The sequence below is a fragment of the Pseudomonas sp. GL_135 genome (assembly GCF_057834665.1).
In genome coordinates, this window is the sequence record NZ_CM174408.1 from 1,092,635 (window position 1) to 1,114,519 (window position 21,885).

Annotated in this window: 18 protein-coding genes; 10 read left to right on the plus strand and 8 right to left on the minus strand. The window is 60.2% G+C overall.

All coding sequences use genetic code 11. From position 1 onward, the window contains the following. Window positions 1-53 precede the first annotated feature (53 nt). Complete coding sequence (sbcB, locus tag AC3ISG_RS04960; protein ID WP_489298638.1) at window positions 54-1,484, plus strand: exodeoxyribonuclease I; 1,431 nt, start codon at window positions 54-56, stop codon at window positions 1,482-1,484. 100 nt (window positions 1,485-1,584) lie between these two features. On the opposite strand, the gene mvaT is transcribed toward sbcB, so the two are convergent. Continuing rightward, complete coding sequence (gene mvaT, locus AC3ISG_RS04965; protein WP_122535995.1) at window positions 1,585-1,962, minus strand: histone-like nucleoid-structuring protein MvaT; 378 nt, start codon at window positions 1,960-1,962, stop codon at window positions 1,585-1,587. 346 nt (window positions 1,963-2,308) lie between these two features. Here mvaT and purU point away from each other — a divergent pair, with 346 nt between their 5' ends. Both purU and AC3ISG_RS04975 read left to right on the plus strand, forming a co-directional pair. Next, window positions 2,309-3,160: a formyltetrahydrofolate deformylase gene (gene purU / locus AC3ISG_RS04970; protein WP_122535996.1), complete on the plus strand. Its 852-nt coding sequence runs from the start codon at window positions 2,309-2,311 to the stop codon at window positions 3,158-3,160. Between the two features lie 104 nt (window positions 3,161-3,264). Continuing rightward, window positions 3,265-3,453 (plus strand): hypothetical protein, encoded by a 189-nt coding sequence (locus tag AC3ISG_RS04975; RefSeq protein WP_122622429.1) that lies wholly within the window; start codon window positions 3,265-3,267, stop codon window positions 3,451-3,453. On the opposite strand, the gene gpgF is transcribed toward AC3ISG_RS04975, so the two are convergent. From gpgF to gpgS, 3 genes are read right to left on the minus strand one after another with little or no spacing between them, the layout of a single operon-like run. Continuing rightward, complete coding sequence (gene gpgF, locus AC3ISG_RS04980) at window positions 3,430-4,425, minus strand: glucosaminyl phosphatidylglycerol flippase (RefSeq protein ID WP_122622428.1); 996 nt, start codon at window positions 4,423-4,425, stop codon at window positions 3,430-3,432. The genes AC3ISG_RS04975 and gpgF overlap by 24 nt on opposite strands. Further along, complete coding sequence (gene gpgD / locus AC3ISG_RS04985; protein ID WP_489298639.1) at window positions 4,422-5,201, minus strand: N-acetylglucosaminyl phosphatidylglycerol deacetylase; 780 nt, start codon at window positions 5,199-5,201, stop codon at window positions 4,422-4,424. Before gpgD ends, gpgF begins: the two co-directional genes overlap by 4 nt. After that, window positions 5,194-6,306 carry an N-acetylglucosaminyl phosphatidylglycerol synthase gene (gene gpgS, locus AC3ISG_RS04990; RefSeq protein ID WP_489298640.1) on the minus strand — a complete coding sequence of 371 codons (1,113 nt, stop codon included), beginning with the start codon at window positions 6,304-6,306 and terminating at the stop codon, window positions 5,194-5,196. The genes gpgD and gpgS overlap by 8 nt, the downstream gene beginning before the upstream one ends. Window positions 6,307-6,519: 213 nt before the next feature. On the opposite strand from gpgS, the gene AC3ISG_RS04995 reads away from it, so the two are divergent. Continuing rightward, window positions 6,520-8,010, plus strand: coding sequence for a helicase HerA-like domain-containing protein (locus AC3ISG_RS04995; protein ID WP_122536000.1), 1,491 nt, complete (start codon window positions 6,520-6,522; stop codon window positions 8,008-8,010). Window positions 8,011-8,115: 105 nt separating this feature from the next. Here the strand turns inward: AC3ISG_RS04995 and AC3ISG_RS05000 are convergent, their stop codons facing one another. Continuing rightward, window positions 8,116-9,588 carry an inorganic phosphate transporter gene (locus tag AC3ISG_RS05000; RefSeq protein WP_122536001.1) on the minus strand — a complete coding sequence of 491 codons (1,473 nt, stop codon included), beginning with the start codon at window positions 9,586-9,588 and terminating at the stop codon, window positions 8,116-8,118. Between the two features lie 244 nt (window positions 9,589-9,832). Then, a complete protein-coding gene (locus AC3ISG_RS05005) occupies window positions 9,833-10,030 on the minus strand; it encodes a hypothetical protein (protein ID WP_037014498.1) in 198 nt (65 codons plus the stop codon). An 815-nt stretch (window positions 10,031-10,845) separates the two neighbouring features. Between AC3ISG_RS05005 and pcaR the strand changes: the two genes are divergently transcribed. The 6 genes from pcaR (at window position 10,846) to pcaD (ending at window position 17,026) form a co-directional block, all read left to right on the plus strand. Beyond that, the gene (gene pcaR, locus AC3ISG_RS05010) at window positions 10,846-11,688 is read left to right on the plus strand and encodes a pca regulon transcriptional regulator PcaR (RefSeq protein WP_065993181.1); all 843 of its coding nucleotides are present in this window, start codon (window positions 10,846-10,848) and stop codon (window positions 11,686-11,688) included. Window positions 11,689-11,855: 167 nt separating this feature from the next. Beyond that, on the plus strand, window positions 11,856-12,716 hold the full coding sequence (locus tag AC3ISG_RS05015) for a CoA transferase subunit A (RefSeq protein ID WP_489298641.1): 861 nt from the start codon (window positions 11,856-11,858) through the stop codon (window positions 12,714-12,716). Then, complete coding sequence (locus tag AC3ISG_RS05020) at window positions 12,713-13,492, plus strand: CoA-transferase subunit beta (protein ID WP_122536003.1); 780 nt, start codon at window positions 12,713-12,715, stop codon at window positions 13,490-13,492. Before AC3ISG_RS05015 ends, AC3ISG_RS05020 begins: the two co-directional genes overlap by 4 nt. Then, window positions 13,489-14,691, plus strand: coding sequence for a 3-oxoadipyl-CoA thiolase (gene pcaF / locus AC3ISG_RS05025; RefSeq protein WP_489298642.1), 1,203 nt, complete (start codon window positions 13,489-13,491; stop codon window positions 14,689-14,691). Before AC3ISG_RS05020 ends, pcaF begins: the two co-directional genes overlap by 4 nt. A 169-nt stretch (window positions 14,692-14,860) precedes the next feature. Continuing rightward, entirely contained in the window at window positions 14,861-16,150 is a 1,290-nt protein-coding gene (locus AC3ISG_RS05030) for an MFS family transporter (RefSeq protein WP_122536005.1), read from the plus strand. A gap of 87 nt (window positions 16,151-16,237) precedes the next feature. Next, window positions 16,238-17,026, plus strand: coding sequence for a 3-oxoadipate enol-lactonase (gene pcaD, locus AC3ISG_RS05035; RefSeq protein ID WP_489298643.1), 789 nt, complete (start codon window positions 16,238-16,240; stop codon window positions 17,024-17,026). A gap of 261 nt (window positions 17,027-17,287) precedes the next feature. Here pcaD and AC3ISG_RS05040 read toward each other — a convergent pair whose 3' ends face one another. After that, complete coding sequence (locus AC3ISG_RS05040; RefSeq protein ID WP_489298644.1) at window positions 17,288-18,754, minus strand: AdeC/AdeK/OprM family multidrug efflux complex outer membrane factor; 1,467 nt, start codon at window positions 18,752-18,754, stop codon at window positions 17,288-17,290. Further along, entirely contained in the window at window positions 18,751-21,885 is a 3,135-nt protein-coding gene (locus AC3ISG_RS05045) for an efflux RND transporter permease subunit (RefSeq protein ID WP_122622420.1), read from the minus strand. The genes AC3ISG_RS05040 and AC3ISG_RS05045 overlap by 4 nt, the downstream gene beginning before the upstream one ends.

Sequence of the window (21,885 nt, forward strand, 5' to 3'; positions counted from 1 at the left end):
GACGCGGAGGGGCGTCTGTTAAACTCGTCCGGTCTTTTGTTCAGGATCAGCCCGTGACTTCCAGCATCTTCTGGTACGACTACGAAACCACCGGGATCAATCCACGCAACGACCGGCCGCTGCAAGTGGCGGGCATTCGTACGGACGATCAACTCAACGAGATCGGTGAACCGATCAACCTCTATTGTCAGCCCAGCGATGACATCCTGCCCCACCCGGCGGCGTGCCTGGTGACAGGCATTACGCCTGACCGGCTCGCGGAAAAAGGCTTGTGTGAAGCAGACTTCATGACCCGGCTGCACGCGGAGATGTCTCTGCCGGGCACGTGCAGCGCGGGTTACAACACGTTGCGTTTTGACGATGAGATGACCCGCTACAGTCTTTATCGCAACTTCTTCGATCCCTATGCACGGGAATGGCAGGGCGGCAACAGCCGCTGGGATTTGATCGATGTGGTGCGCACGGCTTATGCGTTACGCCCCGAGGGCATTGTCTGGCCGGAAGAAGAGGGCCGGGTCACCCTGAAACTCGAGCGGCTGACGGCGGCCAACGGGATCGACCATGGCCATGCCCACGACGCGCTCTCCGATGTCCGTGCAACCATCGCGCTGGCGCGTCTGGTCCGCGATAAACAACCCAAACTTTACGATTATCTTTTCGGCTTGCGCTTCAAGCACAAGGTCCAGGATCAGATTCGGTTGATGCAGCCGCTTGTGCATATATCGGGTCGATTTTCCGCGGCGCGAAGTTATGTGAGCGTCGTACTCCCGCTGGCCTGGCATCCGGTTAACCGAAATGCATTGATTGTCTGTGACCTGTTCCATGACCACAGCCCGTTGCTGGAGGAAGACGGAGAGACCTTGCGTCAGCGTCTATATACCCGCCGCGAAGATCTGCTCGAAGGCCAGTTACCGGTTCCGCTCAAATTGCTGCATGTTAATAAATGCCCGGTCATTGCCCCGCTGAGCGTGCTTCGCGAGGAGGACCGTCAGCGTCTGCAACTGGACATGAGTGTTTATAAAACGCGCGTGGCCGCTTTGAATGAAGGGCAGGCGATCTGGCAGGACAAGTTGATGAGCGTGTATGCCAACGACAACTTCGCTGCCAGTGAGGATCCGGAACAGCAGTTGTACGATGGCTTCATCAATGATCGGGATCGTCGTCTCTGCGAGCAGGTGCGAATTGCCGAGCCCCAGCAACTGGCTACCGATGGCTGGCCGTTCGATGATCCCCGATTGCCTGAATTGCTATTCCGGTACCGCGCCCGCAACTTCGCCGAAACCCTCAATGTTGCCGAGCAACAGCGCTGGTTGGCGTTTTGTCAGTTGCGCCTGAGCGATCCTCAGGCCGGCGCGCCCAATACGTTCAAGGCATTCAGCCGTGCGCTCATCGAACTCTCGCTGAAGGCCACCCCCGAGCAACTCAAAGTACTCGCCCAGTGGCAGGAATACTCTCTGGTGTTGAAACAGCGCCTGGGGCTTTAAGCGAAGAGGAGTAAACGGCAGGGAATAAAAAACGCCAGCATAAGCTGGCGTCTTCTTGGGTCGAACATTTCTGCGCGACGGCTGACTCTACACCCGGTAATTAACCCAGCAGAGTTGCCCAGCCTTCAACCTCGTCGCCACCCCACTTGGCTTTCCACTCTTTCAGCGTCTTGTGGTTGCCGCCTTTGGTCTCGATGATTTCACCGTTGTGCGGGTTCTTGTATTGCTTGACCTTGCGAGCGCGTTTGGTGCCAACCGGCTTTACAGCAGCGCCACGTGGAGCCTTCATTTTCGAATCGGGATCCAGCAGGGCGATGATGTCGCGCAGGGATTTCTGATACTCGCCCATCAACGTGCGCAGTTTGCCTTCGAACTCAAGTTCTTTCTGCAGTTTGTCGTCTTGTTGCAGATTTTGCAGGCGTGCTTGCAATTCTTTGATGGCTTCTTCTGTTGCGCGGTATTCGTTGATCAGTGACATGGGGGGTACCTATGTTGTGATGGGCATGATGCGATGGCGCATAATAATCAGAGTGTTTGCGCAAGTAAACATTTAAGAAAAGTTTTGTCCGTAGCATTTTGAAATAGCCGCAGACTTATCCTCGATTCAGATACACATGTCGCGTTATACAACGCCAATGACCTTACCGTTTTTAGTGAAGTATCTGGCGTCGAGTTTCTGCCGCCGATGGCCCTGTAGGGTACTTAAGCATTGACCTCGGCAGGGTGCGCTTTTTTGCCGCCTGAAATGAGTGTCATACAGGTACTGCACAGTCCATCGCTAATCGCTAGAATGGCGGCCTTTGCGAAGTTCTGGAGTTTTTCACATGCGCACTTTTCGTCTGGTGATTGCTTGCCCGGACCGTGTCGGTATCGTTGCCAAGGTCAGTAACTTTCTGGCATCACACAACGGCTGGATTACTGAAGCGAGCCATCACTCTGACAACCTCAGCGGCTGGTTTTTCATGCGCCATGAAATCCGCGCCGATTCTCTGCCTTTCGACCTCGAAGGCTTTCGCCAAGCCTTCGCACCCATCGCCGAAGAGTTTTCGATGGACTGGCGGATTACCGACTCTGCGCAGAAAAAACGCGTCGTGCTCATGGCAAGCCGGGAGTCCCATTGCCTGGCCGACCTGTTGCACCGCTGGCACAGCGATGAACTGCACTGTGAAATCGCCTGCGTGATTTCCAACCACCAGGACCTGCGCAGCATGGTCGAGTGGCACAACATTCCGTATTACCACGTGCCGGTTGATCCAAAAGACAAAGAGCCGGCGTTCGCCGAAGTCTCGCGTCTGGTCAAACAACATGAAGCCGACGTTGTTGTGCTGGCGCGTTACATGCAGATCCTGCCACCGCAACTGTGCCGGGAATACGCGCACCAGGTCATCAACATTCACCACAGCTTCCTGCCTTCGTTTGTCGGCGCCAAGCCATATCACCAGGCGTCGCTGCGGGGCGTGAAACTGATCGGCGCTACTTGCCACTACGTCACCGAAGAACTGGACGCCGGTCCTATCATCGAGCAGGACGTGGTGCGCGTCAGCCATCGCGACAGCATTGAAAACATGGTGCGTTTCGGTCGCGACGTGGAAAAGATGGTGCTTGCTCGCGGCCTGCGCGCGCACCTGGAAGACCGCGTGCTGGTGCATGACAACAAGACAGTGGTCTTTGATTAAGAAGTGATCAGCCGGTTTTAATGTGCCGCTGAAGTTTCAGCGGTCCACTTCAACATGATTGTTTGCGAGCAATCAGGCTTCTATGGCGAGACAGGCAGAACAACATGACCGACCCCCTCGACAGAGCCACTTCCAAAGCCCCGCCGACCCTTGGCGAGGGATGCCTGAGCCGTTATGACGTCGACGCAATGTCGCCGGAGGACGGAACGGACTTCGAGGGGGCCGAAGCATTATGGAAAGAGCTGACATCCGCCAGACCGGAAGACGAATCAGACGGTCTTGATCCGCAGTAACTTGTTCAACAGGGGGCGCCCGACCATCAACAGAAACACCGGACCGCCTGCGACCAGATAGAAATAGTAGGTGACGATCCGCCAGATAAGGATCGCCGCCGCGGCCGTCGACTTGCCCACCATCGGCGCCAACAAGGCCGCCGACGTCAACTCCGCCGCCCCGGCACCGCCCGGCGACAGGCTGAACTGCCCAGCGCTCAATGACAGCATCTGCACCAGGAACGTCCACGCCCAGTCGATGTTCACGCCCAGCCCTTGCAGCGCCAGGTACAACACGCTGTAACGCAAACTCCAGTGCACGCAGGTCAACGCAAACACCTGCAGCAGGATGCGATGGGGCATCTTCCAGGTTTCAGCCAGGGCGTCGCGAAAGTGCAGCAGCTTGCGCGCCCAGCGAATACGCGTGGTGTTCTTGCGTTTCAGGCGCTTGAGCACCCGGCCGTTGAACAGAATGATGCGTCGGTGATACCGCGCGAAGCCCGCGCACGCACAAAGCCCGGCACCGATCAGGAGAGCGCTGGCAATGAGCATCCATTCCAGATTTTCGCTGAGCTGGTGGAACACTGCGTAAATCAGGATGCCGATCAGCGCGAGCAGGAAAAACACCAGATCCATCAGCTGGTCAGTGGCGAAGGCCGCTGTGCTTTTCGCCGGGCCGATGCCACTGCGCGAGAGCAGTGCAACGAGGGTCAACGGGGCGCCGCTGCCCCCGGGCGTCGCGCAGTAGGCGAACTCCGTGGCCATCACCACCGCGAGGCTTTTGCGCATGCCGAGCCCGCTGGCCGCGTCGCCAAGCAGCAGGCGCAGGCGCATCGTGTTCATGCACCAGCCCACCAGCACCATGACAAACATGCCGATCAGGAGCATCACCGGGAAGTTACGCAGGCGATGAAACATGTCTGCGCCGCCCATAAAGAACGGAATCAGCAGGGCGAGTATCAGCGCTGCGGCGAGCCAGCCAAGTCGCCTCACGCCGCGGACCTTGCGGCATTCAGTCCCTGTAACCAGGCAAATTTGCTCGTCGGCGTACGGCCGTCGCTGAGCAAGCGCTCAAGGGCTTGCAGCCAGTAACGACGGGAAAAATTGTGGCGCATGTCTACGGGGTGCAGACCCAGACGAATAGTTGCGGCGTTGTGCAATTGAGCCTCACGGTGGTTGCTGACGATTTTCGATACGCCCCGGCGCCAGGCGCTGCGAGCGCTCCAGACGATGCCGGGTGCATCGATCTCGGAAAAGTCCGGCAGACGATACAAGTGTTGGGCATCACTTGTGTAGTCCAACGGCAATTTTCGAAGGGCATCACGTGTGCCTTTGCTCATCAGCCAGGCCGGCGCAACGAATCCGTGCAACGGCCAGTCGTTGCGCCGGAACACTTCCATGCCGGCTTCCAGTCGCTGCATCGCCTGCTGCTCGTTGAGGGTGTAGAACTCGCCTTCCCAGGTGTAGATGCGCCGCATGAAAAAGTCCTGCGGCGTGCGCGGCGCGGGGCTGTCGTCGCAATGGTAATAACCGTGCAGCGCCAGTTCATCGCCACGTGCAAGACGGTCGTGCATCACCCGCTGGAAGTCCGGGTTGGCGTCGATGGCGTTCTGCTTGTGAAAGTCCGGCACCACCAGCCAGGTAATGGGCACATTTCCCAGTGCATCGACGGCTTCTACAAACGGACGATAATCCGGCCAGGTTTGGGGTGCCACGTCATGGAGCACCAGCATCAGGCTGCGCTGGGTGATTGCAGGGATCTCACCCATGGGCATAGACCGGCTGATGGGCGCCGAGGACTGCCTGATAATGCCCGAGTAAACCGGCGACCACGGTGTCCCACGCGTAGTGCGTCTCCACATGAAGCCGCGCCTGTGCGCCTCGGCGTGCCGGGTTCTCTGCAAACAGTTGGCGCACCGCTGACGCCATGGCCAGCGGATGATTGGGTTCGCACAACAGGCCGCAATGCGCGGGGATGATTTCGCGGAACGCCCCGGCATCTACTGCGACCACTGGAATTCCGCTGGCCATGGCTTCGATCACCACCAGGCCGAAGGTTTCCTGATCCCCGGCATGCACCAGCGCATCAGCACTCGCCAGCAGCCGCGCGACTTCGGCGGTCGGGCGGAATTTATCCACAACCGTCACATTCGCTGGCACGCCGGTCGGCATATGAGAGCCCACTAGCACCAAGTGGTAATTCGCACCCAGCGCTTTCATGCAGTCCAGCAGAACCGTCAGGTTTTTTTCTTTTGAACCTCGTCCGGCGAAGATAAGCAGGTGTGTTTCTTCCGACAGGCCCAACTCGGCCTTGAGACCGGGGTCTTGCCGCGAAGGATGAAACGTCTGCAGATCAACCCCCAACGGCTGCACATGCACATTCATCACACCCAGACGGATCAGCTTGTCGGCCATCGCCGCGCTCGGCGCGAGCACCCGGTCGAAGTTGCCGTAGAGCTTGCTCACGTAATTCTCGGCGTTGGCGCCCAGCCAGGTGCCGATGCGGTTGCGCACCAGCAGCGGCAGGTCGGAGTGGTAGAAGCCAATGACCGGCACGTCCAGCTGGCGTCGGGCGTCCAGTGCCGCCCATGCGGTCAGATAAGGGTCGCCGACTTCGATCAGGTCCGGTCGCAGGCTTCGCAGGGCCTCTCGCCAGGGACCCACGCGCAGCGGAAAGCGGTAGCCGTTGCCAAAGGGCACAGGTGGCGCCGGCACACGGTATACGCCGTCCTCATTACTGCGTTGCGGTCCGGGAATCAGCAGGCTGTGTCGCACGCCCGGGTATTGCGCGAGGCGACGGTGTTTGGCGTCCAGATACGTGCGCACGCCACCGCTGGCAGGGGCGTAGAACATGGTCATGTCAGCGATATGCACAGTAAGGCTCCGTCCGGTGGTCGGTACTTGCGGTTGACCATCCACAGATACAGATGTTCGGTTGCAGATCATCGCACCTATGACCATGGGTGGGCGCCGCAGCGCTTGCGCTAGAGTAGAGAAGTGGCCTTGGGGCTGATCTGCGGTGGCGGTCCATTCGGACCGTTGCCGCAGTGCCCTCGGGATTATCAAACGCGACGCTTGGGTGAACCGATGGCTGACTCACAACAGATTCTTATTGGCGCTGACCTGAAGGGCCAGCCGATCGGGCAGGCGATGCGTCTGGCCAATCGTCACGGACTGGTGGCCGGCGCGACGGGCACCGGGAAAACCGTCACGCTGCAGCGCTTGGCGGAAGTGTTCAGCGATGCCGGCGTGGCGGTGTTCGCGGCCGACATCAAGGGGGATCTCTGCGGGCTCGGCGCTGCTGGCGAACCTCAAGGCAAGATCGCCGAGCGCATTGCCGGTATGCCCTGGCTGCACCATATACCTCAGGGCTATCCGGTGACCCTGTGGGATGTGCACGGTGAAACGGGCCATCCGTTGCGCACGACCTTGTCGGAAATGGGGCCGCTGCTGTTGGGAAGTCTGCTGGAATTGACGGACAGCCAGCAGTCGGCACTCTACGCCGCGTTCAAGGTGGCGGATCGGGAAGGGCTGTTGTTGCTGGACATCAAGGACCTCAAGGCGCTGCTCAATCATCTGCGCGACAACCCCGAAGTACTCGGCGACGACAGCGCGCTGATGACCACGGGGTCGAGTCAGGCGCTGCTGCGTCGGCTGGCCGTCCTTGAGCAGCAGGGCGCCGAGGCCTTGTTCGGTGAGCCGGCGCTGCAACTGGAAGACATTCTGCAGCCTGCAAGCGACGGCCGCGGGCAGATTCATTTGCTGGATGCCAGCCGGCTGGTGCACGAGTCGCCGAAGGTCTACGCCACCTTCCTGCTGTGGCTGCTGGCCGAGCTGTTCGAGCAATTGCCCGAGCGCGGCGACGCCGATAAACCTTTGCTGGCGCTGTTCTTCGACGAAGCGCATTTGCTGTTTGCGGATACGCCGAAGGCGCTGCAGGAGCGGCTGGAGCAAGTGGTGCGGCTGATTCGCTCGAAAGGCGTCGGCGTGTATTTTGTCACTCAGTCTCCCGGGGATCTGCCGGACACGATTCTGGCCCAGCTCGGTTTGCGCATTCAGCATGGCCTGCGCGCGTTCACCAGCAAGGAGCAACGATCGCTGAAAGCCGTTGCGGATGGTTTCCGCCCCAATCCCGAGTTCGATGCGCTTTCGGTGCTGACCGAACTGGGTATCGGTGAGGCGCTGGTGGGCACCCTGCAGGACAAGGGTACGCCTGAAATGGTTCAGCGGGTGTTGGTCGCCCCGCCGCAATCGCGCATCGGGCCGTTGACCCAGGCCGAGCGCGCGGCCCTGATGGCCCGGTCGCCACTGGCCGGTCGTTACGACAAACCCGTGGACCGCGAATCAGCTTACGAAATGCTGCTGGCGCGCAAAGGCGCTTCGACGGACCCCGGGCAAAAACTGCCCGCCGAGGAGAAGTCAGAAGGCGGCTTTGCCGACATGGCTGGTGGTTTTCTGGGTGGACTGGCAGGGCAGGCGGTCAAGAGTGCGATGCGTCAGGCCGCAACCCAGATCGGTCGCGAGCTGGTGCGGGGATTGATGGGCTCGTTGCTGGGCGGTGGCAAAAAACGCCGTTGAAACGTTCGCCCACACACTCACCCCGAAGACCACCTCGCTGATCTCGCACCCACAAAAAAGCCCATTCAATGAATGGGCTTCTTCAGATCATGCCGTGCAGTCAGGTCAGGCCAGCGCTTTGGACGCCAACCAGAACAACCCTGCCGACAGCGCGACCGTGGCTGGCAGGGTCAACACCCACGCCAGCAGAATGTTACGTACGGTGCCGCCTTGCAGGCCGCTTTTGTTCGCCACCATGGTCCCGGCCACGCCGGACGACAGGATGTGAGTGGTCGAAACCGGCAGGCTGAACACGTTGGCCAGCGCAATGGCGCTCGCGGTGGTGATCTGAGCGGACATGCCCTGCGCGTAGGTCATGCCTTGCTTGCCGATCTTCTCGCCGATGGTCAGCACCACACGTTTCCAGCCGACCATGGTGCCAATGCCCAGCGCCAGAGCAACGGCGAAGATCACCCAGAACGGCGCGTATTCAGTGGTGGCGGTCAGGTCCTTGCGCAGCTTCTCCAGATCGGATTTTTCACGGGCATCCAGCGCCGGCAGCTTGCCGACCTTGCGTGCCGTGTCGTCCAGACACAGCAGGTAACGACGCACTTCGATGCGACGCTCCGGTGCGAGGCTGTGGTAGTCATTGACGCCCTTGAGGTTGTTCAACAGCGCATCAATGGTCGGCTCGGTCTGCTCAGGGTTGCAGCTGAAGCGCTCAGGCAAGTCGCCCGCCGCTGATTTACCCAGTGCCAGGTACTCGCCCAGCGTCGCGTTGTTGCGCTGGTAAAACTGGCTCAGGTGCTGGGTCGCGTCGCGGGTGCGTTCGATCTGGTAAGTGGTGGTGCTCAGGTCCAGCACGAACTGCGCCGGGACGATACCGATGAGCACCAGCATGATCAGACCAATGCCTTTCTGGCCATCATTGGAACCGTGCACGAAGCTCACCGCCATCGCGGAAATCACCAGAACCAGGCGATTCCAGAATGGAGGGTGTTTTTTGTCATCGAGCTTGCGGCGTTGTTCCGGGGTCTTGTGCATCTTGGAAAGCGGGCGCCAGGCTTTGAGACCCAACAACACCAGACCTGCCACGATGAAACCGGCCAGTGGCGAAAACACCAGCGAGGCGCCGATGTCGATCGCTTTCTGCCAGTTAACGCCTTCGCCCAGCGGGATGTTGTTGATCAGCGCATTGGCCAGACCGACACCCAGAATCGAACCAATCAACGTGTGCGAACTGGACGCGGGGATACCGAAGTACCAGGTGCCGAGGTTCCAGGTGATGGCCGCAGCCAGCAGCGAGAACACCATGGCCAGACCATGACCGGTGTTGACGTTGATCAATAACTCGACCGGCAGCAGATGGACGATGGCATAGGCCACGCCGACGCCACCCAGGAGCACCCCGAGGAAATTGAACACGCCCGAGAAAAAGACTGCCAGATGGGGCGGCATGGCCTTGGTGTAAATGACTGTCGCCACCGCGTTGGCGGTGTCATGAAAGCCATTGATGAACTCGAAGGTGAGGACAAACGCCAGGGCGAGCAACAGGCTCACAATTACCCAAGCATCCAGTCCGCTGAATAGATCGATCATGGAAGGTTTTCTGACCCGGTCTTAAGGGGGCGGGATTATGACAGAAAAAAAACTGCGCGATAGGCGCGCGGATCATTGGTAGCAAACGGCAACCCAATTTCTGTCTCATCAGCCCGTTGACTTCCTGTCCGGAAGGACGGTGCGAAGCACCCCTGAATCAGGGTCGAATCTATTAAGCCCGGTCTTTCAAGCAATAGCGGGTTCGCCGTCGGCTGCCAGGGTCAGCGGCAGGCAAGCCACCTGCTCAAGGCTCTTCCTTGAGTTCTTCTTCCATCTTTTGCAGTTCTTGCTTGAAAGCCTGATCGAGCAGGCTCGCGCGTTTGCGCCACGGCTTGCGTTCTGGCTCGGGCTGAGCGGCGTATGTTGTGACTTCGCCGCCGTAGACTTCCTTGTAACGTTGTTCCTGGCGCTCTAATTCTGCGCGCAGTTCATCTTTGGTCACGTTAATACCTGATCGGTTGAGTTTAATTCCGGTGCTGACGCCGAGTCTGAAAGTGTCGGGCCTGACGATCGCACTGTATCGGATCAGGAATAACCATCGGGCAGGAGCGCTGCGCAAGATGATTCACACTTCAAACAGGGGCGGCTACGTACACCGGAATGACAAAACTGTCGTAGCAACATTCTTTATTGATTGTCTGCAGGATGGCAAATGACCGTGGTATTGGCCTGCCGCCGCTGAACATTGCGATCGAATCGGGCAATGCCTGCGTGAGTTTGGATCCATGCCGAATGGGCGGGGGGATTAAACCACGCGATAGCGTTCCGGAGCTTCAATGGCGGTCACTATCGCGAAGATGCGCAGGCGAGTCAACTGTCGAGAGTGTCGCAGTCGAGCAATGGAGGATTTATACCTTTTTTATGTACGAAGGTTCCTAAGTTGCACACTCGGTTTTACGTCAGAACTTTGTGAGTCAAATGTTTAACGCGACAGGCAGTTTTCTGGCGACGTAAATTCTCGGGTATGAAGATGCGAATAGCAGAGGTGTATTTATTCGGTTACAGATAACGCGGAGGGGGGAAACAAAACGGCCTTGCGATTAGCAAGGCCGTGCCCGGGACTTCTCAGTGGGTACCTGACCAGTAATCCAAAGAAGCCTCATGGCAGGGTGAAAGGTATAAGCAACGGTGCGGCTGGTCAATTGCGATTATCGCCCACTCGTTCGATAATCGCCCAAAGCTCACTTGCCGTGGCTCTGAAAACAGGCGAGAGTGGCGGTCTACAAGGCTTCCGCGGCCACGACGAACGGTGCCAGCATGAACGACCAATTGCGTAATTCTTTCACGTCACTTGCGCCGCCGATTGTTGCGTCCCCTGCTAAAAGGATTCAGGCGCTCACCGGTGATCCGGACTTCATGACCTCGCTGGCGCGGGGGTTGGCCGTCATTCATGCGTTTCAAGAGCGCAAGCGGCACCTGACCATCGCCCAGATCAGCCACCGCACGGAAATCCCCAGGGCTGCGGTTCGTCGTTGCCTGCACACACTCATCAAACTGGGTTACGCCACCACGGACGGGCGAACGTACTCGCTGCTGCCTAAAGTGCTGACGCTCGGCCATGCATATCTGTCGTCCACACCCCTCGCGGTTTCGTCGCAGCCGTATCTGGACCGCATGAGTGATCAGCTGCACGAAGCCTGCAACATGGCCACGCTGGAAGGCGACGACATTCTTTACATTGCGCGCTCGGCCACGACTCAGCGACTGATTTCCGTGGATCTGGCGGTAGGCGGGCGTTTACCGGCTTACTGCACGTCCATGGGCAGGATTCTGCTGGCAGCGCTGGACGATGTGTCGTTGCAGGAATACCTCGACCACGTGGATCTGCAACCCAAAACCAGTCGCACCTTGCGCACCCCCGAGGCCCTGCTCGAATGCCTGCAGCAAGTGCGGCAGCAGGGCTGGTGCATTGTCGATCAGGAACTGGAGCAGGGTTTGCGTTCCATTGCGGTGCCGGTCTACGACGCATCGGGTCAGGTCCTGGCGGCGCTGAATGTCAGCACCAGCGCGGGGCGGGTCACGCGCAACGAACTTGAGCAGAAGTTTCTGCCGATCATGCTGGATGCCAGCCGTGACCTCAGCACGCAGTTGTTTACTTGACGGCTATAAAGCAGTGAGACCGTAGCTGGCTCCGGTCTCCACTAACCGTTCGGTGATCGAACACTTAGTCGATTATCGGATTGTCCCGTCCTTTGCCCAGGCATAACCTCATTCTCGACGCCAAGCCCTCAATGGCATGGCAACCGAGTGTGAACCTGGAGCACCCCATGGCTGCAATTCTTTCCCTCCACGAGGCTGTGAAGCAGTTCGTCAACGATGGCGATACCGTTGCACTGGAAGGCTTCACCCATTTGATTCCTACAGCGGCTGGCCATGAACTCATCCGTCAGAAGAAGAAAGATCTGACGCTGGTGCGCATGACTCCCGATCTGATCTATGACCAGTTGATCGGCGCAGGCTGTGCGAGACGTCTGATTTTCTCGTGGGGCGGTAACCCCGGGGTTGGCTCGTTGCATCGGCTTCGTGATGCCGTCGAACGGCAATGGCCGCAGCCCATGGAGATTGAAGAACACAGCCACGCCGATCTCGCCAACGCCTATGTGGCGGGCGCGTCCGGTTTGCCGTTCGCGGTGCTGCGCGCCTACGCCGGTTCCGATCTGCCGAAGGTCAATCCGCTGATCAAATCAGTCACCTGTCCGTTCACCGGAGAAGTGCTGGCCGCAGTGCTGGCAGTGCACCCCGACGTTACCGTGATCCACGCGCAGAAAGCCGACCGCAAAGGCAACGTGCTGCTGTGGGGCATTCTCGGGGTTCAGAAAGAGGCAGCGTTGGCGGCCAGGCGCTGCATCGTCACGGTCGAGGAAATTGTCGACGACCTCAAGGCGCCGATGAACGCCTGCGTGCTCCCAACCTGGGCGCTGAGTGCGGTTTGCGTCGTGCCGGGCGGGGCGCATCCTTCCTACGCCCACGGCTACTACGAGCGCGACAACCGTTTCTATCAGGCGTGGGACGCCATCGCCCGCGACCGTGAGGCGTTTACCGCCTGGATCGACGAATACATCCATGGCACCCGTGACTTCAGTGAGTTCAAGCACAAGCTGGCCCACGCGGCGGAGGCTCACCAATGACTTATTCCACCAGCGAAATGATGACCGTCGCCGCCGCGCGCCGGTTGAAAAACGGCGCCGTGTGCTTTGTCGGCATCGGCCTGCCCTCGAAAGCGGCCAATCTGGCGCGCCTCACTTCCTCACCTGACGTCGTACTGATTTACGAATCAGGGCCCATCGGCGCCAAGCCAGACGTGCTGCCGCTGTCCATCGGTGACGGCGAACTGGCGGAAACCGCTGACACCGTGGTGTCCACCAGCGAGATATTTCGTTACTGGCTGCAGGGCGGGCGTGTCGATGTCGGTTTTCTCGGCGCGGCTCAGGTCGACCGTTTCGGCAACATCAACACCACAGTCGTCGGCGATTATCACCACCCGAAAGTGCGTCTGCCGGGCGCGGGGGGCGCGCCGGAAATCGCAGGCTCGGCCAAGGAGGTGCTGATCATCCTCAAGCAGTCGCCACGGACATTCGTCAACACGCTGGACTTCCTGACCTCGGTTGGCCACGGCGAAGGCGGCGACTCCCGCAAGCGCCTCGGGCTGCCGGGCGCCGGGCCGGTCGGCATCATCACTGACCTGTGCATCATGGAACCGGAAGAGGGCACTCACGAATTCGTCGTGACCACGCTGCACCCCGGCGTGACCCGCGAGCAGGTGATTGCCGCCACTGGTTGGGACCTGCGCTTTGCCGACACGGTCGTGCAATCCGACGCGCCTACCGCGTACGAACTGACCGCGTTGCGTGATCTGGAGGCGCGGACCGCTGCCGCCCATGGCCAGGCCCCGGGAGAAGCATGATGCGCGACGTATTTATCTGCGATGCAATTCGCACTCCCATTGGCCGTTTTGGCGGCGCCCTGGCGACCGTTCGTGCGGATGATCTGGCAGCGTTGCCCATAAAAGCCCTGATGGCGCGCAATCCGTCGGTCAACTGGAATGAGCTGGACGAAGTGTTCCTCGGCTGCGCCAATCAGGCGGGTGAAGACAACCGCAACGTCGCCCGCATGGCCGCGCTGTTGGCGGGTTTGCCGGCCAGCGTGCCGGGCGTGACCCTCAATCGCTTGTGTGCTTCCGGCCTGGACGCGGTGGGTTCAGCGTTCCGCGCCATTGCCTGCGGCGAGATGGAGCTGGCCATTGCCGGCGGCGTCGAGTCCATGTCCCGCGCCCCGTTCGTGATGGGCAAGGCCGACACGGCATTCGGACGCGGCCAGAAGCTGGAAGACACCACCTTGGGCTGGCGTTTTGTCAATCCGCAGATGAAGGACCAGTACGGCGTTGAGACCATGCCGCAGACCGGCGACAACGTCGCTGAGGATTTCGGCATCTCTCGGGAGGATCAGGACGCCTTTGCCCTGCGCAGCCAGCAGCGTACGGCGGCGGCTCAGGCTTCGGGCTTTTTCGCCGAGGAAATCGTGCCCGTGCGCGTCGCCCACAAAAAGGGCGAGGCCATCGTCGACACCGACGAGCATCCTCGTGCCGACACCAGCCTTGAAGCGCTCGCCAAGCTGAAGCCGGTCAACGGGGCTGGCAAAACCGTCACAGCGGGCAACGCGGCAGGCCTGAATGACGGCGCGGCGGCGATGATTCTGGCGTCCGCCGACGCCGTCAAAAAACACGGCCTCACGCCGCGCGCTCGCGTACTGGGGATGGCCAGTGCCGGCGTTGAGCCTCGCGTCATGGGCATCGGCCCGGTCCCGGCGGTGCGCAAGCTGGTGGCACGGCTGGGTCTGGCTGTCAGTGATTTCGACGTCATCGAGCTCAACGAAGCGTTTGCCAGCCAGGGCCTGGCGGTCTTGCGTGAATTGGGCATCGCTGACGATTCACCCAAGGTGAACCCAAACGGAGGCTCGATTTCCCTGGGGCATCCGCTGGGCATGAGCGGCGCGCGGCTGGTGTTGACGGCGTTGCATCAACTGGAGAAAACCGGCGGCAGCAAAGCGCTGGCCACGATGTGCGTCGGCGTGGGGCAGGGGCTGGCCCTCGCAATAGAGCGCTAGACGACATTTTTGCAACTCAGCCACCCGAGTCATCGGTTGCCTCCGCGAAAGGGGCAACTTGCTGACTCGGGTGGTTGTCCTTGTGATGTCGAAACGTTACTGCTTAAGTCTAAATGTTGCAGGTTATGTCTTAGACTGGCTGACCTTACTAACACCTGGGGAGATAATAATGACAACGACTCACTACACCGGAGAAGAGCGGCGCAAGCGGATCTTCGCCATCGTCGGGGCCTCATCGGGCAACCTCGTCGAATGGTTCGACTTCTACGTCTACGCCTTCTGCGCCATCTACTTCGCCCCTGCGTTTTTTCCTTCCGATGACCCAACCGTTCAACTGCTCAACACCGCGGGCGTATTCGCCGCAGGCTTCCTGATGCGCCCCATCGGCGGCTGGCTGTTCGGTCGCGTGGCCGACAAACATGGCCGCAAGAACTCGATGATGATTTCCGTGCTGATGATGTGCGCGGGATCGCTGGTCATCGCCTGTCTGCCCACCTATGCAACCATCGGTGCCTGGGCGCCGTTTCTGCTGCTGATGGCGCGCTTGTTCCAGGGCCTGTCGGTGGGCGGCGAATACGGCACCACGGCCACCTACATGAGCGAAGTCGCGTTGCGGGGGCAGCGCGGGTTTTTCGCTTCGTTTCAGTACGTGACGCTGATTGGCGGCCAGTTGTTGGCCGTGCTGACCGTGGTCATCCTGCAGCAGTTTCTCAGTGCCGATGAGCTCAAAGCCTACGGCTGGCGCATCCCGTTCGTGGTCGGTGCGGTGGCGGCGGTGATTTCGCTGGTGCTGCGCCGGTCGCTGAAAGAAACCACCACCGCCGAAGTCCGTCAGAACAAGGACGCGGGCAGCATGTCTGCGTTGTTCCGCGATCACAAAGCGGCGTTCATCACCGTGCTGGGCTACACCGCCGGTGGCTCGCTGATTTTCTATACCTTCACCACGTACATGCAGAAGTACCTGGTGAACACCGTGCACATGGACGCCAAGGTCGCGAGCTACATCATGACCGGCGCGCTATTCCTGTACATGTGTATGCAGCCGGTGTTCGGCATGCTCGCCGACAAAATCGGCCGTCGCGCTTCGATGCTGTGGTTCGGCGGGCTGGGCACGCTGTGCACGGTGCCGCTGCTGCTGACGCTGAAAACCACCACCAGTCCTATCATGGCCTTCGTGCTGATCACCCTGGCCCTGGCGATCGTCAGTTTCTACACCTCGATCAGCGGGCTGGTGAAAGCCGAGATGTTCCCGGTTCAGGTTCGGGCGCTGGGCGTCGGCCTGGCCTATGCCGTGGCCAACGCGATCTTCGGCGGCTCGGCGGAATACGTGGCCCTGGGCCTGAAGAACATGGGCATGGAAAACACGTTCTACTGGTACGTGACCGCGATGATGGCGATTGCTTTCCTGTTCAGCCTGCGACTGCCGAAGAAGCCTGCTTACCTGCACGAAGATCACTGATCCCGGATGTTGAAGCGCGCGTCCTTGCAGGGCGCGTGCTGTCTATATTGATCCCACTCATTCCACGTGTTTCACGGAGCGACTGCCATGGCGTTCGTACAACTCGAAGACGGTGAGCTGCATTATCAAATCGACGGCCCGGAGTCTGCGCCGGTGCTGGTGCTGTCCAACTCGCTCGGCACTGACCTGCATATGTGGGACGCGCAGATCCCGGCGCTGAGCAAGTCATTCCGCGTCGTGCGTTACGACACCCGTGGCCACGGCCAGTCCCTTGTCACCCAAGGGCCTTACACCATCGAACAGCTAGGCCGAGACGTGCTGGCGCTGCTTGATACGTTGAAGGTCGACCGCGCGCATTTCTGCGGATTGTCCATGGGAGGCCTCATCGGGCAGTGGCTGGGCATTCACGCCAACGACCGGCTGCACAAGCTGATTCTGTGCAACACCGCCGCGAAGATCGGTGATTCGGAGACGTGGGCGCCGCGCATCGCCCAGGTGGAGAAGGGCGGTGAGCGGGCCATGAAAGAAATGGGCGCTGGCGCCGTAGGGCGTTGGTTCACCCCTGACTTTGCCAGCCAGCACGCCGACAAGGTCACGCCCATCACCGACGTGCTGGCGGCAACTTCTCCGCTGGGGTACGCCGCCTGCTGCGCGGCTGTCCGGGATGCCGACCTGCACAAGGAAGTCGGTTCGATCACCGTGCCCACGCTGATCATCTGCGGCAGCCATGACGCCGTCACCACGGTGGCGGACGGGCACTTTCTGCAGAACCACATCCACGGCAGCGAACTCTCCGACTATTACGCCGCGCACCTGTCCAGCGTTGAACTGGGTGAAGTCTTTGCACTGCGTGTGACGGAGTTTTTGTTGGCGTGAGGTCTGCTTGCTGGGGGGGGGGGCGAGCCGTAAAACAGGCCCCGTCGGAGATCACGTGTTGTCCGGCAACTGCGGTCGCGCGGCAGACACCGTACTTGTGGGAGTGAGCTTGCTCACGAAAGCGTCATTCCAGCCACTGAGATGTAGTGGATTTGCCGGCCTCTTCGCGAGCAAGCTCGCTCCCACATGTGTCCTGTGGATAGCCTGGGAAAACGGTCAAAAAAAACCCACCAATCGGTGGGTTTTTTCATACGCGGTCTATCAGAACAAGCGGGTGGACGGCACATCGCCCGCGGTTGGCTGACGCTCGCCGGTCGGGGTCTGTTCGTACCAGCCACCGCCCAGAGCGCGGTACAGATTGACCTCGCTGTTCAGCTGCGACAGACGATCGGTGATCAACGACTGCTGCGCGCTGAACAACTGGCGCTGGGCGTCGAGGAAGGTCAGGTTGCTGTCGATCCCGATGCGATAGCGACGCTCGGCCAGACGGTAGTAGTCCTGGTTGGCGTTGACGAAATCGGTCTGCGCCTTGAGCTGATCGGTGTAGGTCTTGCGCGCGGCCAGACCGTCGGAGACTTCCTGGAACGCCGTCTGAATCGCCTTCTCGTAGTTGGCGACGCCGATGTCTTTCTGGATCTTCGAGTAGTCCAGGCTCGCGCGCAAACTGCCCGCGTTGAAGATCGGCAGATTGATCGACGGCTCGAACAGCCACGTCCCCGAACCGCCCTTGAACAGACCGCTCAGGTCGCCGCTCGCCGTACCGGCACTGGCCGTGAGGCTGATGCTCGGGAAGAACGCGGCACGTGCCGCGCCGATGTTGGCGTTGGCGGCTTTCAGGCTGTATTCGGCCTGAAGAATGTCCGGACGACGCTGCAGCAATTCCGACGGCAGACCCGCTGGCATTTCATTGAGCATGTCAGCGCTCAACGGTTTCGAGGCGGGCAGGTTGGCCGGCAGACTGGTGCCCAACAGCAGCACCAGATTGTTTTCGTCCTGGGCGACCAGTCGCTGATACTGAGCCAGCTTGACGCGGGCGCTCTCGACGGAGGTGCGCGACTGCGCCAGGTCCAGCGCCGAGGCCACACCCACTTCGCTGCTGCGAGAGGTCAGACGCAAGCTTTCTTCGAAGGCGCCCAACGTGTCCTGGGTCAGCTTCAACAGCTCTTTGTCCGCTTCCCACGTCAGATAGGCGTTGGCCACGTTGGCGACCAGACTGATCTGCGTGCTGCGACGGCCTTCTTCACCGGCGAAGTAGGTTTGCAGCGCCTGCTCACTGAGGCTGCGCACTCGTCCGAACAGATCCAGCTCATAGGAACTGATGCCCAGACCCACCGAATACTGACTGGTGATACCGGACTCGCCCGTTTGCGACAGGTCGCCCGGAACGCGCTGACGCGTGCCGGTGCCTGAGGCTGCGACAGCCGGAAACAGGTCCGCACGTTGAATGCGGTACTGCGCGCGGTAGGCGTCGATGTTCAGCGCGGCGACGCGCAGGTCACGGTTGTTCTGCAGCGACGTCTGAATCAACTGCTGCAGTGCCGGATCATGGAAAAACTGACGCCAGCCTTGCTCAGCCGCCGCCTGATTCGCCGCCTGGGCCGGCGAGTAGGCCGGACCTTGCGGGAACTGAGCCGGCACCGGAGCGGCGGGCTGCTTGTAATCGGGGATCAACGAGCAGCCGCCGAGAATGAACGCGGTGACCGCCAGCGAGATCAGGGACTTGCTCATTGGCCAGCCTCATCGTGTGGAGTGTGTTTCTGTTTGCCTTTGAACAGCGAGGATATCGAAACGAAGAACAACGGTACCCAGAAGATCGCCAGGATAACCGCGGTGATCATACCGCCGATTACGCCCGTACCGATCGAATGCTGGCTACCGGCACCGGCGCCCGAGGAAATCGCCAGCGGAACCACACCGAGAATGAACGCCATGGACGTCATCACGATGGGCCGCAGACGCATCCGGCAGGCTTCGATGGTTGCATCGACGATGCCCTTGCCCTGTTCATGCAGCTCCTTGGCGAACTCGACGATCAGAATGGCGTTTTTCGCTGCCAGACCCACCGTCACCAAGAGACCTACCTGGAAGAACACGTCGTTGGACAGACCGCGCAGGCTCGTCGCGACCAGCGCACCGATAACCCCAAGCGGGATGACCAGCAACACCGCGATCGGAATCGACCAGCTTTCATACAACGCCGCCAGACACAGGAACACGATCAGAATGGACAGTGCATACAGCGCGGGCGCCTGGGAACCGGACAGACGCTCTTCATAGGACAGACCCGTCCAGGACAGACCCACGCCGGCCGGCAACTTCTTCGCCAACTGTTCGACCTCGGCCATCGCCTCACCGGTGCTGTAACCCGGCGCCGGAGTACCCAGCACTTCCTCGGCCGGTACACCGTTGTAACGGGACAGCTTCGGCGAACCGAACACCCACTCGCCGGTGGCGAACGAGGCAAACGGCACCATCTCGCCAGCGGTGTTGCGCACGTACCACTTCTTCAAGTCTTCCGGCTTCATCCGCGCACTGGCATCGCCCTGCACGTACACCTTCTTGACCCGACCGCGGTCGATGAAGTCGTTGACGTAGTTGCCACCCATCGCGATGGACAGGGTGGTGTTGATGTCCGACAGGCTCAGGCCCAGGGCCTGCGCACGCTCGTCATCGATGACCAGTTGATACTGCGGCTCATCGTTCAGACCGTTTGGACGCACGCCCGCCAGAATCTTGCTCTGTGCCGCCATGCCCAGCAATTGATTACGCGCTTCCATCAGCTTGGCGTGGCCCACGCCGCCCTGATCCTGCAAGTACACGTCGAAACCGGTGGCGTTACCCAGTTCCAGTACCGCAGGCGGTACGACCGCAAAAGTCATTGCGTCGCGGAAACCGAAGAAGTGCTGCTGCGCGCGCTTTGCCAGTTCGAACACGCTGTTGGACGCATCACGATCGCCCCACGGTTTCAGCATGATGAACGCCAGACCGGAGCTCTGACCGCGACCGGCAAAGTTGAAGCCGTTAACGGTGAACACCGAGTTGACCGCGCCGGATTCCTCTTCCAGCAGGTACTTACGCATGTTGTCGATGACGGTCTGCGTACGTTCAGCCGAGGAGCCTGGAGGCGTCTGCACCTGCGCGAAAATCACGCCCTGGTCTTCTTCCGGCAGGAACGCGCTCGGAATGCGGGTGAACATCCAGATGGTGCCGCAGACGATCAGCGCGTAAACGATAAAGGCCGGAATCTTGTGCTTGAGCATGTTGCCGACGCCGCGCTCGTAGCTCACTACGCTGCGGTCGAAGGTACGGTTGAACCAGCCAAAGAATCCACGTTTCGGCTGCCCGTGCTTCTCGTGATCGATTGGCTTGAGCAGGGTGGAGCACAACGCCGGGGTGAAGATCAGCGCGACCAGTACCGAAAGCGCCATCGCCGAAACGATGGTGATCGAGAACTGCCGGTAGATCACACCCGTGGAGCCGCCGAAGAACGCCATTGGCAGCAGAACCGCACACAGGACGAGTGCGATACCGACCAGTGCGCCCTGGATCTGCTCCATAGATTTGATCGTGGCATCCCGCGGCGAAAGTTTGTCCTCCGCCATCACCCGCTCGACGTTTTCCACCACAACGATGGCATCGTCCACCAGCAAGCCGATGGCAAGGATCACCCCGAACATGGTCAGCGTGTTGATGGTGAAACCGGCAGCGGCAAGGATCCCGAACGTACCCAGCAATACCACCGGCACGGTCATCGTGGTGATGATGGTGGCGCGGAAGTTCTGCAGGAACAGGTACATCACCAGGAACACCAGGATGATCGCTTCACCCAGGGTGTGAACCACGCCGGTGATGGATTCCTGAACCACGGGAGTGGTGTCGTACGGGTAAACCACTTTCATGCCAGGCGGAAAGAACGGCTCCAGCTGGGAGATCGTGGCGCGGATCGCCTTGGCGGTGTCCAGCGCGTTGGCGCCGGTTGCCAGCTTGATCGCCAGACCGGAAGCCGGTTTGCCGTTGAACTGCGCATCAATACTGTAGTTCTCGCCACCCAGACCGACTTTGGCGACGTCTTTCAGGCGAACCTGCGAACCATCCTGATTGACCTTCAGCAGAATGTTGCCGAACTGCTCGGCGGTCTGCAGACGGGTTTTACCGATGATCGTGGCGTTCAGCTGCTGACCCTTGAGCGCAGGCAGACCGCCGATCTGGCCAGAAGACACCTGAACGTTCTGGGCAGTGATGGCCGTCTTGACGTCTACCGGGGTCAGCTGAAAGTTGTTCAGCTTGGCCGGATCGAGCCAGATACGCATGGCGTACTGGGCACCGAAGACCTGGAAGTCACCCACACCGGAGGTACGGGAGATCGGGTCCTGCATGTTCGAGACGATGTAGTTGGACAAGTCTTCCTTGCCCATGCTGCCGTCTTCGGACACCAGACCGACGACCATCAGGAAGTTCTTCACCGCCTTGGTCACGCGGATACCCTGTTGCTGCACTTCTTGCGGCAGCAGCGGGGTGGCCAGGTTGAGCTTGTTCTGCACCTGAACCTGAGCGATGTCCGGGTTGGTACCCTGGTTGAACGTCGCGGTGATGGTCATGCTGCCGTCGGAGTTACTTTCCGACGACACATAACGCAGGTTGTCGATGCCGTTGAGCTGCTGCTCGATCACCTGAACCACGGTGTCCTGCACGGTTTGCGCGTTGGCGCCCGGGTAGGTCACGGCGATCGCGATGGCCGGCGGCGCAATGGCCGGGTATTGGTTGATCGGTAGCTTGAGGATCGACAGCGTCCCCACCAGCATGATCACGAGGGCAATTACCCACGCGAAGATCGGCCGGTCGATAAAAAATTTCGACAT